We start from the raw sequence: 11,839 nt of genomic DNA on the forward strand, positions 1-11,839 counted from the left end.
CTAGGTGAGTTCCTCGATCCGCCGTTCGAGCAACGTCGCCGACTCTCTGTCGCCGAGTGCTGTCACTCGCAGCTTATCGAACACCTCGGCATACACGGCCGTGTGACTGGGCCGGTCGAGGTAATCGGCGTCCGTGAGTCCTTCGAGGTAGGCGAACGTTGCCACCGGGTCGGCGAGATGGATCAACGTGAACGACGTTCCGAGCGCGATGTGCTCGCCGGTCTTGAACGGGAGCACTTGGATCGTGACGTGGCGAAGCTGGCCGATCTCGACGAGGTGCTGGAGCTGGGCGCGCAGCACGTGCTGACCGCCAACTTCCCGGTATAGCGCGGCCTCGCCAAGCACCACCCATAGCGAGGGCGGGTTGTCCGCATGGAGTCGCTTGCCGCGTTGCACGCGCTCCGCCACCCGCGCCTCGATCTCGTCGGCTGTATTGGCAACCGACAACGAGAGGACTGCACGGGCGTAGTCCTCGGTTTGCAACGTGCCAGGAATGAGCTCGCTGTCGTAGACCTTGACCTCGGCCGCGGCGGTCTCCAGCGCGACGTAGGTCTGTCCCCAGTCGGGTACGCGCGAGGGCCTGTCGCGCTTGCGTGCTTCGGTCCCGAGCCGGCGGACCTTTTCCGCTTCTCCGCCCTCGACGCCGTAGAGCTCGATGAGACGGTCGATCTCCGCCAGGCTGATCGTCACGTCGCCCTTTTCAAGCTTGGTTACCTTCGCGACGTACCAGCCCAGTTTGGGTACGACGTCTTTCGGCTTGAGCTCGGCGCGCTCGCGCAGCAGCCGAAGGATGATCCCGAGCTGCACCCGCCTGACGGCAGGGTTCAGAGCTTCTGAGTTGACCATGCTCGACATCCTCCACCGAACCGGCGCCGCGAACCAACTACCCCGATCGGTCTATTTCGAACCAGGAATTCCTGACTGTATCTTCCGTCATGGTCTATGTTGATCGCCAAGCGTTGGGCGAGAGGCTACCGAAGCCCTATCGGGAGGAGATGACGGTCATGCAGGCGAGGCAGCTGGGGCTCCGAACGACGGGTTCGAATGGTCGAGAGGGTGCTGGCAACATGATGCGTCCGAGTCGGGAACTCCTGGAAAGCAATCTCGACTCGGCTCATCGAGCGGCGATCGAGGCTGTCGAGGCGAGTGTCCGGGCAGGCTTCCACTTCCGGCACCTGCCCACGCTGGACAACTTGCTCGCTGTGCAAGGGATTCGGGTGTCAGCCGGTGCGATGGATATGTACATGGCTGAGGCGCCAGGCAAGGCCATTGGGGCGCGGTTTCGGATCGAGGACCTCGAACTTGATCGAACTCCTCCCGCCCTGTGGCATCGGCATGGACCAGTGCCCGACGTCGTGTTCGGCCTGCTTGAACCCCCGCCTCATGGCTCGCCGGGTGCTCCGATGTTGGCGCGCTCGCGCCCGAGTGATCTGTGGGTGCCGGGCGATGTCTTGGCATGACTGGGTTTTCGGGCGAGTGGTGGCCGGGACTGTTCAGCGCCCGGCTTCACCGGGTTGTGCTTGGCGACACGCGGCGGCTCCCGTTCGGACAGGTGTGGCTGGGGCTCGCTGTGTGCGGAGCGGTGTGTACGCCGCCGCATCCGTCTGTGGTTGGGCGCCTGCCGAGGTGTCCTCGATGTTTCGGAAGGGAATGAACTGGGGTGTTTTCTTTACTGCTGTTCCTCGCGGGCTTGCTGGTCGGTCTGGTGTTACCCGGGCTGCTCACGTTCAAGATGCATGTCGCCGAGCCGACCGGCCAGCACACGGGCTCGGGCGAAGGCTCGCTGACGGTGGCGCACTTGCGGAAGCAGGTCGAGCGCGGGCACAAGCGCGACCGCGGTGCGGCTGAAAGTACGGGTCGGCATGCGTTGCCCGAGGACGTTGCGGCCAGGGTCGCGGCGATCGTTGGGATGTAGGCATGGAGGCTCGAATTTTCGGGCGCGCGCTTCCCCGGATGCGGCCGAACTACCAGAGTCCCGAGGACTACGAGCCCGCCGCGAAGGTCATCGAGGCGTACGTCTGCCCCCGGGGCGAGGCGTTCACGGTGACGTTCGCCGCCGACGGCGCGGTACCCGAGACGTGGGAATGCCGGCAGCACGCGCTATGGGCGGTGCGCTCGAACCTGGCAGGAACGGATGCCGCGCCGACCGGTCTCGATTGCCCGGGTGTCGGGCGAGCGCCGCAGGGAGCCCAGTCGAGAACCCACTTCGAGCGCGTGTTGGAGCGTCGCAGTCTCGCCGAGTTGCAGCAGCTTCTAGACGAGCGGCTCGACGCGCTCGCTGCGGCACGGTGCCAGCCGTGACCGGCAGCGTGTTCACGCTTTGTTCTGCCGCAAGGAGGTCTTGTAGTGCGGAAGATCCCGCCAGGTACCCGGCTCACGGGACCTGAGCGCGAGAAGCTCGCGGTCGATCTGAAGCGCGAGTACGACGCGGGCGCGAGTATTCGGCAACTGGTCGAAGCGTCCGGGCGGCCATACGGCGCTGTGCATTTCCTGTTGGCTGAGGTGGGGGTCGAGTTTCGGCCCTGCGGGGCGCCAAAGGTCGTCGAGACGATCGCGTCACCGACTGAGACAGAGCCCGTTCCGATCCTGTCGCGGATCGCGCTGTGAAGAAGACGGGGCCGAAGCGGTTTCTCCCGATGGCCTGGCATGTCGAGCAGGTCTCGCCGACCGAGGTCTACACGTTCCGATGGGGCCGCGGTTCGGGAGTCTTCACAGTGCACCGCGGAGACATCGGCAGCTCGCACGACGACAACCACCTCATCGCCACTGTCCGCATTGGACGCGACTGGATCGACGAGTGGGATATCGCCACACAAGCGCGGCAGTGGCGGCGCAGCCGCGCCGGGCCGCGCCGCCGTGGTACCTGAGTTTTTCAAGACCGCTCGATGTCGATGTCCCCGATCGTCGGCATCGAGCCCCCGGCCGGTCGGTGCGGGCTTCTCCCTCCCAGGGCACCGACCGGCTCCCATTCAACTGTGTGCGAAAGGAGTCACCGCATGCCCGACTCGTGTAACGATCAGCCCAAGGTGACTGGTCCGCCGATACCGACGTCCGTTGAAGTCGACCCCGTAGCTACTGGAGTCGGAGGGGAAGTCGACCATGACGAGACCGATGACGAAGGCTGAGTAGTTCTTCGCTGTTCCAGTCCTAGGCCGGCTCGGTAGAGATGATCTACGGCGTCGGCCGTTGTCGTGTCTGCGCCGTTCGAGTGATGTGTCGGCATCGCCACCGACACAGAAGATCACGTCGGTATCGTGCCCAGCTGGGAAAATCACCGAAGTAGGGGGAACGCTTGGCTTACGGAGACCGCGACGTGCTCCGCGATCACGGTGACGTGGCGCCGTCGGTGATCGGCGCTGGTTACGTCACGCCGGCTGACGAGGAAGAAGACCTTCCAGAGACGGCATACATCCCGTGCCAGCGGGTCACGAAGGGCGCCACCGACGTGATTGTTGAAATGCGCGACACGACCGACGGGCAGCGCGCGTTGCTGGCTTTCACGTCATTGCAGGAGCTGGTGGACAGCTGTGGTGATGGCCAGCCATGGGTGGCGGTGCCGGGGCGAGCAGATCGTTGATATCAAAGGCCGCAGTGGCGCCGACGTGGTGTTGTGGGATGCGGCTTTGCCCGTCGAGCAGCGTCATACGCGGTTTCAGCAGGGGGACTAGATGGCGGACTTGAACGCCGATCCGGAATTGCTCGGCGCGCTCGCGGCCCGGCTCCGCAACGCCCATGCCGACCTGGAGGCACAGGCTACGCCACCGCCGGAGCCACAGGCCGGCGCCATCACGGGAGCCGTACAAGGGGCCCTCGCTCTCCTGACGAACGCGCTCGGCAACGTGTCCAGCGGGTTGGCCGCAGTGGGTGACGCAACGGCGGAAAGCCGCGCTGTCTATGTCGATCACGATTACGAGCAGGCTGCGGCGATCCAGGCCGCCGAGCTCGCGGCCGAGCAACCACGCTGAACATCACCAAGGGGGATAACGATGTCGCTGGATACCGAAGTCAAGGGCGACCCCGACAGCTTGACCGCTGTCTGCGAGTGGGCGTACCGGCAGTCCGACGGTGTCGAAGAAGCGGCACGGCAGATCCAGCTCACCAGTGCCGAGTCCGAGGACGGGTGGAAAGGTGCTGCGGCTGACGGCTTCCGCGCCGTGCTGATCGCCGCGGGCAAGATGGCCGACACTGAAGTCCGGGCGCTGCAAGATACCTGCCGCGAGTTGCAGACCCACGCCGATGATCTGCGCACCGTCAAAGCGATGATGCAGCGGGCCCGCGACGTAGCCGCTCTGGGTGGGCTTTTCGTTAACGGATTCAAGATTGAGGAGCCCGGACCGGCTCCACCTGCCCCGAAACCGTTGGGGCCGGGAGGAGGGCGAACTCCGGAGTCTCGACGGGAGCATGCGGCGGCGGTCGAAGCACAAGCGGCGTTCGACCGTAAGGCGATGGCCTACGCGCAGGCCGTCCAGATCGTGAAAGAGGCGCGGGACAAGGAATCGCAGTCGCAGCACATCCTGGTGCGGTTCCTGTCCGGTGTGCTGGACCCGGTGAAACTGTCGCTGACCCTCACCGATATATCTGGCGGATTCATCGGCGCGACAGCGGTGCGTACGAGCAAGGCCCACCAGTTCGCCGATGAGGCGATCAGCAAGGCCGAACGTGCAGCGAAGCTCACCACGAGCCAGAACCTGAGCCTTGCGTTCCGCACCAGGGCTGCTGCCATTCAGATCACCAACGAACTGGCCGCCAAGGAGGCGGTGGACCAGGCAGCGGCGTCGCGAGCGGCACGGGTGATCGAGCGGTTCCCACCGCGGGTGCAGCGAGAACTTCAGCGCCTTGACAGCAAACTCGTCCCCAAGAGCGTCAAGCCTGCCAGCCCGTACCTCAAAGGCCCGGCGGGAATCGGGAAGATCGTCCCGGGCTTGGGGCTCATCGCTACCGGCGTTGGAGTCGGTTACGACATCATCCAGGGCAAGGATCCGACCATCGCGGTCGCCAGCGGCACAGGCAGCCTGCTCGCTGGTGCGGTCGTCGGAGCAGCGATCGGTGGCCCACCCGGAGCCATCGCGGGCGGCGTCGTCGGCGTCGGCGTCGGTTTCGCGATCGACGAGTTCGGCGACGACATGATCAACATCGGGAAGAAACTTGAAGACATCAACCCGAAGATGACCCGATAAGGACTGCTGTGACCGTCACCCCCCCACGTCCGAACCCGAAAACCGGCGAACCTCGGCCGCCCCAAGCACCCCGGTCCACTTCGTTCGGAGAACTTCCCCGCAGGTCGGAAAAACTTGCGCGGTATCCGCAAGCTCCGGAGGGGCGCGGGCCAGTGCTTGAGTGGTACCACGGCACGATCGATTCGGTCTGGATGTCCAGCCTCTTCGCGTCCGCCTTGTGCTTCGTGATCGTCACCCTCAAAGACTGGGGATTCGGGTGGATGGACACCTGGCAGCTATGGGCGCTCGTCATAGCTCCGGCCCCGATCTGGGCGGCATGGCAGATCTTCATCGTCGACCGCTGGGGAATCTCCGCCGGCGCGGACTGGCTTGCCGTCAAGAACGGCCATATTGACCTCTATGAGATCACCGAAGTCAAGGTCGTAGGCACCAGCGGCGGGCTGGCATGGGACGTCGAGTTCACCGACAAAAAAGGCACCGAACTCTCGCTCAACATCCGGGAACTCCAAGCCAACCAAGCACTCTGGGACCTCGTCTACAACGGAATCCTCTACTCCGTCCAACGCGGCAGCGCCAAGGCTAACTCCAGGGCTGTGGACAAATTGGGCTTGCGTGCGAATTAATCGCTAGTCTGCCCGAGGTGTGGCTTTGGATATGAATTTTATTTGTACCTTAATATACCCAAGTGTTGTGAGGGTGATTCCATGATAAAAATCCTCCCCGGAGCTGGTCGATGCATTGAATTCTCTGATCGAACCCGGTACCCGCGGAGATCCGGAATCGCCGTTGCGCTGGACGACGAAGTCGACCCGCAACCTTGCCAGGGAATTGACTGGGCAATCACCGGAAACCGAGATCATTAGCCGGATAAGCGCTGGACAACGCGGTGGCCGAGTCGTTCAACTCCACCCTGGAGTTCGAACTGCTCGGCACACGTCGTTTCACCACCCGCGGGCAGGCTCGGTCGTCGGTGGCCGCGTGGATCGACGAGTACAACACCGTCCGCCGCCACTCCACCAACGGCATGCTCAGCCCCATCGCCTACGAACACGCACGAGCCACTGAGGCGAACGCACCGCAGGCACCGCCGGATCGGAGAACGGCGGCATGAAATACCAATGGAGGCGGCTTCGCCGCCACGGTGACGCACCAGCCCGCGCCGCGCAAGGCTACGGGGCCGCTCCTCCGGCCTCAAGGGTCGCTTCGCGATCGCTACGCGACGGGCCTACGGCCCGCCCTAGACCCCGGAGCCTCTACGGCCCCTAACGCGCAGCGGCACGGGCAGGACCCACGGCCCCGCCCGCCCCAGCAGCGCGGCGCTGACCACAACCAACAACATCCCCACAAATCAACCCTCTACGGTTTCAGGGGATTGCTGCGCCACGAGGCGCCTTGGATATATGCCCTGCTCAGCAGGGAGAGATTGGAGGTGGATTTCTGGGTCTGATGGCTGACCGGAGCCCGAAAGAGCGCAAGGGAAAATAGCATGCCAGAAAACCAGCGGTCGTGCCCAGGCGTGTGGGGCGGCGCGCTGGGGGACCCGGCGTGATATGGCGAAAGCTGGATTGCCTGAAGCCCAATCTCCAGTTGGTGCAACTGAACGCCCGCCGGAAGAAAACGCCTGAAACCGGTGTCGTCTCATGCGGCAGGGTGTCAATCCACCTGCTGCAACCTTCTGAGGCGAAGCGATGTCCAATGAGGACATTCAAGGAGATGAGTGGGTCGCCTACGTCACGCTAGAACCGTATTCAAGGACGAACGTGGGATCGCCTACGGGGCGCGAGCCCTACGGCGACAGAGTGCCCGTAGTAGTCGCAGGAGTGACGACCTGCCAAGGAGGACGGGAAGGCCGTCCGCAGGGCGAAGGGGCACAGGTGATCGGACACCATCGAGACCGGGAAGGATGCGAAATGCAGAGTGCTGAAACGGTGCTGGGTGTCCTCCGTGAACGCGGCAGGAAAGGTCTGCCGTGCAACGAGTTGTATCGACAACTGTTCAACAAGGATCTGTATCTGCTGGCCTACGGACGCATCTACGCCAACCAAGGTGCGATGACGCCCGGGGTCGGCCAGGAAACCGCGGACGGCATGTCGCTGGAGAAAATCAACGCCATCATCGAAGCAACGCGTCACGAACGCTACCGATTCTCTCCCGCACGGCGGACCTACATCCCGAAAAAGAACGGGAAGCTACGTCCGCTTGGGCTGCCCACCTGGTCGGACAAACTTGTTGGCGAAGTGGTGCGCCTGCTTCTGGAGGCCTACTACGAGCCACAGTTCTCCGACCGATCGCACGGGTACCGTCCCGGCCGGGGCTGCCACACCGCGTTGCGGCAGATCACCAACACCTGGACCGGCACGGTCTGGTTCATCGAGGGAGACATCTTCGACTGCTACGGAAGTCTTGATCACCAAATAATGATCAAGATCCTGGCGGAAAAGATCCATGATGGACGGTTCCTGCGGCTGATACGCAACATGTTACGGGCCGGATACCTGGAGGACTGGGTATACAACACCACCCTCAGCGGTGCGCCACAGGGTGGGACCGCCTCGCCCATCCTCTCGAATATTTACCTGGACAAGTTGGACAAGTTTGTCGAGACCGTTCTTATCCCGCAACACACCCAAGGGCAGCGCAGGGCTCGCAATCCTGCCTACCAGAAAATCAAGGACGGTCTGAAGGAAGCGCGACGACGCGGCGATCGGGCCAAGGCCCGAACACTGCGTGGCCAGCTTCGCCGCCTACCGGCCGGGGATCCCCATGATTCTGGCTATCGGCGGCTGCGCTATTCGCGCTACGCGGATGATCACCTGTTGGGTTTCACCGGACCCAAGGTCGAAGCCGAGAGAATCAAAGATCAGCTGGAGACGTTCCTGCGTGACGAACTCAATCTGGAACTATCCGCCGACAAGACACTGATCACGCACGCCCGGACCCGGGCAGCGCGATACCTCGGCTATGAGATCATCACCCAACATAACGACACCCGCATCACCGGTGGTCGTCGAACGGCCAACGGACAGATCGCGCTGCGGGTGCCACTCGATGTGATCACGGCCAAGAGCGCCCCCTACCTGCGACACGGCACACCGTGGCACCGCAGTCCCATGCAGAATCTCGACGACTACGACATCGTCAAGACCTACGGGAACGAATACCGGGGCATCGTCCAGTACTACCTGCTCGCCATCGACGTCTGGCGGCTCTCCCGGCTCCGCTGGGTCGCCGAGACGTCGATGCTCAAGACGCTGGCGGCAAAGCACAACTCCACGGTGAGCAAGATGGCGGCCCGTCACAAGGCCAAGATCTCCACACCGCGAGGGCTGCGCACCTGCTTTGAAGCCCGCGTCGAACGCGACGGCAAGCAGCCACTGGTCGCACGGTTCGGCGGGATACCCCTTGCACGGAACAGGGACGCAAAGCTACACGACCGCGTCCCCATGCCGGTTCCTCATCCCCGTAAGGAGCTGGTCTCCCGGCTCCTGAAGCGGCGGTGTGAGTTGTGTGGCGATGCGGCCAAGGTGCTCGTGCACCAAGTCCGCAAACTCACACAACTCGGGGAACCCGGCCCAGATCAGCCCGTCTGGGCGGCACTCATGACCAGGATGCGCCGCAAGACCCTCGTGGTCTGCCATCCCTGCCACCAGGCCATCCATCACGGGCACCCCGCCGCGAACGCGGCATAGATCGCTGGAGAGCCACGTACTGGGAAACTAGTCCGCGTGGTTCGGAGGGAGGCCGCGCCGGAAAAGGACCTGCTCAGCAGGAACCTCGCCGCGCGGCCCACCCTGTCCAGTGGAGTCTCATAGGGTCTGCCACGGGTGCTGTCGACCGCGTAGCGCAAGGGCCGTCGTTTACTCCAACTCCATCGTGCGCTCGAGGTCCAGGGCCAGGCGTAGCGCCAGACTGGCGGGGTCGAGGTGGCGGCCGAGGATCGTCTCCGCGCGCTGAACGCGTTGGGTCACGGTGTTGGGATGGATGCCGAGGCGCTGACCGCACCGGGTCGGGCTCGCGTGTGCGTCCATGTAGTGCCGCAGCGTCTTGATCAGACGTTCGCCGTCTTCGTGGCTGCGCAGTGCCCCGAGGTGGTCATCGACGAACCGCGCGGCCATCTCCTGGTCCTGCGTGGCGAGCACGGTGACCGCGACGTCGGGGAACCGGGTCGGTGCGGGAGTGTGGAGCGCTGTCAGGTCGACGCACGACAGGGCTTCCCGGTGGGTGTGGTGGAACCCGCGGATTCCGCGGCGCGGGGTTCCGAGAGTCAGCCGGATGGTCCTGGGCAGCGAAACCGCGGCCAGGTCGTCGAAGGTCGAGTTCTTGCACGGGGTGAACCAGCCGTGGATGACCGAGGAATCGGTGGTCACGGAGACGTGTTGCCGAGCGAACCCGAGGAGCTCCCGTCGTGCGAGTTCGGATACCTCCTCGTGTTTCATGGGGTCGACGCTCCAGGCCACGTACCCGATGTGCACCTCATCGATGTGATAACCGAAGAGCTCTCTCAGCTCGCGCACGCCCCCGTTGCCCGACAGCACGGCGCGGACGATCTCGTTGCGCCGCGAATTCGTGGCCCGCATGAGGCTGTCGCGAGCCCGGTTGTAGGTGGTGATCGTCTCGCCGGTCATGGACTGCATGTACTCGAACATGCGGATGGAACCCGACTCGAGCGCCTCGGCGCGACGCGCAACGGTCCACGACTGCTGTTTGCGAAGATGGCTGGTGAATTCGTTCCAAATGGCGGCGTGGCCCAGCTCGTAGGAACGAAGGACGGCCGACAGGGGAATGTTCGAGCGAGCCATCAGGTACGCGAAATCCTGCGCCGGTTTCGGAAGATGCGGGTCCGGGTTCGAACCCATGAGGGTGGCGCGCATGCCCGGCAGGTGCGAGACGATGGCCGCGCGCAACGCCTCCAGCGTGTCCGGATCGGCCGCTCCGAGCTCGGGAATCTCGGCGTGGAGCTGATCGGCGAGCCCGGAGAATTTCAGGCGTCCGTGCTGGTCGAGCCAGTTCACGAACGGCTCCAACGGTAGCGGGTTGCCGCCCACCTTCGCATCCAGCATTTCGACACTATGGAGGACACCGGGAGAGCCGTCCACCCCGGTCGGTAAGTATTCAGGTTGGTAGTTGATCTCGGCCTGTGTCGGTGCGTGACGTCGGGGCGGGTTTCTGTGATGATCTTGGCTTTTGTCCGGGTTGGAGGAGCTATCACGCGAGGAGCTGATCGCGCTTGTCGTGCAGCTGCGTGAGGCGAACGCCGCGTTGGAGGAGCGGGTGCAACGGCTGGAGCGGCAGACTTCCCGGAACAGTGGCAACTCCTCCATGCCGCCCTCGACGGATGACTTGCCGGGCCGGGCCAAGCCCGCGCCGAAGCGTGCGAAGAACCCGGGACGTAAACGTGGCAAGCAGAAGGGTTCCAAGGGTAATGCGCTGGGTTGGGTGGCGGTGCCGGAGTAAGTGGCGGTGCCGGAGTAAACGGTGCCGCACCGCCCGCACGGCGATTGCGGGTGCGGGGCGGACCTGGCCGCCGCCCGTGATGTCGGCATCGAGCGCTCCCACCAGGTGCACGACCTGCCCGAGGTGCACATCACCGTGTGGCAGCACGACGTGTACCGAGTGCGCTGCGGCTGCGGCGCCGAACATGTCGGTCAGCTGCCGGACGAGGTGTCGACCGCACCCTCCAGCTACGGGCCGAACCTGAAGTCGCTGGCGGTGTATCTGCTGGTCTACCAGCACGTTCCGGTGCAGCGGTGCGTGCAGTTGATCGTCGACCTGACCGGCGGGACCGGGCCCTCGGACGGGTTCGTGCACGGCATGCTGGCCCGGTGCGCGAGCGCGGTCGCCGAGGTCGTCGCCGTGATCAAATCGCTGATCACGCTGGCGCATGTGGTCGGCTTCGATGAGACCACGGTGCGCTGCGGCGCGGCGGGTGAGAAGAAGTACGTGCTGTCGGCCTCCACCGAGAACGCCACCGCCTACCACCTGGGCGGCCGCGATCTGGAGTCGTTCGCCGAGTTCGGCATCCTGCCCGCCTTCGCCGGGGTGGCCGTACACGACCGCTACTGCAACTACTTCCACACTCGCTGGGACAAGCTCACCGGGCATCAGGCCTGCGCAGCACACCTGCTCAGGGATTTCGCCGACGCCGCCGAGACCTACCCGGATGCGCACTGGCCCACCCAGGCGCAGCGCGCGCTGCGCGGCCTGATCATCGCATGGCACGCCGCCCGCGACACCGGCCTGCCCGAGATCGCCACAGAGGTCCGCGACGAGCACGCCAGCGAATTCCGCAGTGCCGTTCTGGTCGGCCTGTCGCAGGTGCCACGGGTGCCCGGGCCGCGGCACTCCACCGCGCAACGCCCCGGACGCGAGCTGCTGGAGTTCTGCCGCAGCCGCCAGGCCGACGTTCTGCGCTTCACCACCGACACCCGGATTTGGCCCACGAACAACATCAGCGAGAGAGACCTGCGGCCCACCAAGACGCAACAGAAAATCTCCGGCCGCCTGACCAGCGAAACCGTAACCCAAGACCGGCTCGACATCCGCAGCTACATCGACACTGCCCGCAAGCACGGCATCAACGTCATGACCGCCATACGCCGGGCCCTCACCGGCAACCCCTGGCGACCACCGAGCCAGGCACCTGCCTGAGCCGCCGCACACTT

14 protein-coding genes and 1 pseudogene are annotated in these 11,839 nt (G+C 64.5%); 13 read left to right on the top strand and 2 right to left on the bottom strand.

What is annotated here, in order from left to right; translation table 11 throughout:
- Entirely contained in the window at positions 1 to 846 is an 846-nt protein-coding gene (locus ACRXBZ_RS25440) for a helix-turn-helix domain-containing protein (protein WP_433881224.1), read from the bottom strand.
- Positions 847 to 1,660: 814 nt separating this feature from the next.
- Between ACRXBZ_RS25440 and ACRXBZ_RS25445 the strand changes: the two genes are divergently transcribed.
- The 11 genes and pseudogenes from ACRXBZ_RS25445 to ACRXBZ_RS25495 all read left to right on the top strand — a co-directional run bounded on the left by ACRXBZ_RS25445 (position 1,661) and on the right by ACRXBZ_RS25495 (position 8,866).
- Positions 1,661 to 1,915, top strand: coding sequence for a hypothetical protein (locus ACRXBZ_RS25445; protein WP_433881225.1), 255 nt, complete (start codon positions 1,661 to 1,663; stop codon positions 1,913 to 1,915).
- A 2-nt stretch (positions 1,916 to 1,917) separates the two neighbouring features.
- Complete coding sequence (locus ACRXBZ_RS25450; protein WP_433881226.1) at positions 1,918 to 2,301, top strand: RNA polymerase-binding protein RbpA; 384 nt, start codon at positions 1,918 to 1,920, stop codon at positions 2,299 to 2,301.
- A gap of 45 nt (positions 2,302 to 2,346) precedes the next feature.
- The gene (locus ACRXBZ_RS25455; RefSeq protein ID WP_433881227.1) at positions 2,347 to 2,607 is read left to right on the top strand and encodes a helix-turn-helix domain-containing protein; all 261 of its coding nucleotides are present in this window, start codon (positions 2,347 to 2,349) and stop codon (positions 2,605 to 2,607) included.
- Positions 2,604 to 2,867 carry a hypothetical protein gene (locus tag ACRXBZ_RS25460; protein WP_433881228.1) on the top strand — a complete coding sequence of 88 codons (264 nt, stop codon included), beginning with the start codon at positions 2,604 to 2,606 and terminating at the stop codon, positions 2,865 to 2,867. Before ACRXBZ_RS25455 ends, ACRXBZ_RS25460 begins: the two co-directional genes overlap by 4 nt.
- Positions 2,868 to 3,313: 446 nt before the next feature.
- The gene (locus ACRXBZ_RS25465; RefSeq protein ID WP_433881229.1) at positions 3,314 to 3,577 is read left to right on the top strand and encodes an SAV_915 family protein; all 264 of its coding nucleotides are present in this window, start codon (positions 3,314 to 3,316) and stop codon (positions 3,575 to 3,577) included.
- 91 nt (positions 3,578 to 3,668) lie between these two features.
- Positions 3,669 to 3,965, top strand: a complete 297-nt coding sequence (locus tag ACRXBZ_RS25470) for a hypothetical protein (protein WP_433881230.1) — start codon at positions 3,669 to 3,671, stop codon at positions 3,963 to 3,965.
- Positions 3,966 to 3,986: 21 nt separating this feature from the next.
- Positions 3,987 to 5,177, top strand: a complete 1,191-nt coding sequence (locus ACRXBZ_RS25475) for a hypothetical protein (RefSeq protein WP_433881231.1) — start codon at positions 3,987 to 3,989, stop codon at positions 5,175 to 5,177.
- 152 nt (positions 5,178 to 5,329) lie between these two features.
- The gene (locus ACRXBZ_RS25480) at positions 5,330 to 5,800 is read left to right on the top strand and encodes a hypothetical protein (RefSeq protein ID WP_433881232.1); all 471 of its coding nucleotides are present in this window, start codon (positions 5,330 to 5,332) and stop codon (positions 5,798 to 5,800) included.
- Between the two features lie 112 nt (positions 5,801 to 5,912).
- Positions 5,913 to 6,008 (top strand): annotated as a pseudogene (locus ACRXBZ_RS25485) (ISAzo13-like element transposase-related protein); the annotation flags it as partial.
- Positions 6,009 to 6,063: 55 nt separating this feature from the next.
- Positions 6,064 to 6,288: an integrase core domain-containing protein gene (locus tag ACRXBZ_RS25490; protein ID WP_433881233.1), complete on the top strand. Its 225-nt coding sequence runs from the start codon at positions 6,064 to 6,066 to the stop codon at positions 6,286 to 6,288.
- A 799-nt stretch (positions 6,289 to 7,087) separates the two neighbouring features.
- Positions 7,088 to 8,866, top strand: coding sequence for a reverse transcriptase/maturase family protein (locus tag ACRXBZ_RS25495; protein ID WP_433877661.1), 1,779 nt, complete (start codon positions 7,088 to 7,090; stop codon positions 8,864 to 8,866).
- A gap of 168 nt (positions 8,867 to 9,034) precedes the next feature.
- Here the strand turns inward: ACRXBZ_RS25495 and ACRXBZ_RS25500 are convergent, their stop codons facing one another.
- On the bottom strand, positions 9,035 to 10,237 hold the full coding sequence (locus tag ACRXBZ_RS25500; protein WP_433881234.1) for a PucR family transcriptional regulator: 1,203 nt from the start codon (positions 10,235 to 10,237) through the stop codon (positions 9,035 to 9,037).
- A gap of 124 nt (positions 10,238 to 10,361) precedes the next feature.
- Here ACRXBZ_RS25500 and ACRXBZ_RS25505 point away from each other — a divergent pair, with 124 nt between their 5' ends.
- Entirely contained in the window at positions 10,362 to 10,631 is a 270-nt protein-coding gene (locus ACRXBZ_RS25505) for a DUF6444 domain-containing protein (RefSeq protein ID WP_433881235.1), read from the top strand.
- A gap of 21 nt (positions 10,632 to 10,652) precedes the next feature.
- Complete coding sequence (gene tnpC, locus ACRXBZ_RS25510) at positions 10,653 to 11,825, top strand: IS66 family transposase (RefSeq protein ID WP_433881236.1); 1,173 nt, start codon at positions 10,653 to 10,655, stop codon at positions 11,823 to 11,825.
- Positions 11,826 to 11,839: the final 14 nt, after the last annotated feature.

It is taken from the genome of Saccharopolyspora hattusasensis (assembly GCF_050972075.1).
Classification (GTDB): Bacteria; Actinomycetota; Actinomycetes; order Mycobacteriales; family Pseudonocardiaceae; genus Saccharopolyspora; species Saccharopolyspora hattusasensis.

Excerpts from the sequence above, each read along its gene's own strand:
- ACRXBZ_RS25470 (WP_433881230.1), top strand. The coding sequence starts at position 3,669 with ATGGCGGACTTGAACGCCGATCCGGAATTGCTCGGCGCGCTCGCGGCC.
- ACRXBZ_RS25500 (WP_433881234.1), bottom strand. The coding sequence starts at position 10,237 with ATGCTGGATGCGAAGGTGGGCGGCAACCCGCTACCGTTGGAGCCGTTC.
- ACRXBZ_RS25475 (WP_433881231.1), top strand. The coding sequence starts at position 3,987 with ATGTCGCTGGATACCGAAGTCAAGGGCGACCCCGACAGCTTGACCGCT.
- ACRXBZ_RS25440 (WP_433881224.1), bottom strand. The coding sequence starts at position 846 with ATGGTCAACTCAGAAGCTCTGAACCCTGCCGTCAGGCGGGTGCAGCTC.
- ACRXBZ_RS25495 (WP_433877661.1), top strand. The coding sequence starts at position 7,088 with ATGCAGAGTGCTGAAACGGTGCTGGGTGTCCTCCGTGAACGCGGCAGG.
- ACRXBZ_RS25450 (WP_433881226.1), top strand. The coding sequence starts at position 1,918 with ATGGAGGCTCGAATTTTCGGGCGCGCGCTTCCCCGGATGCGGCCGAAC.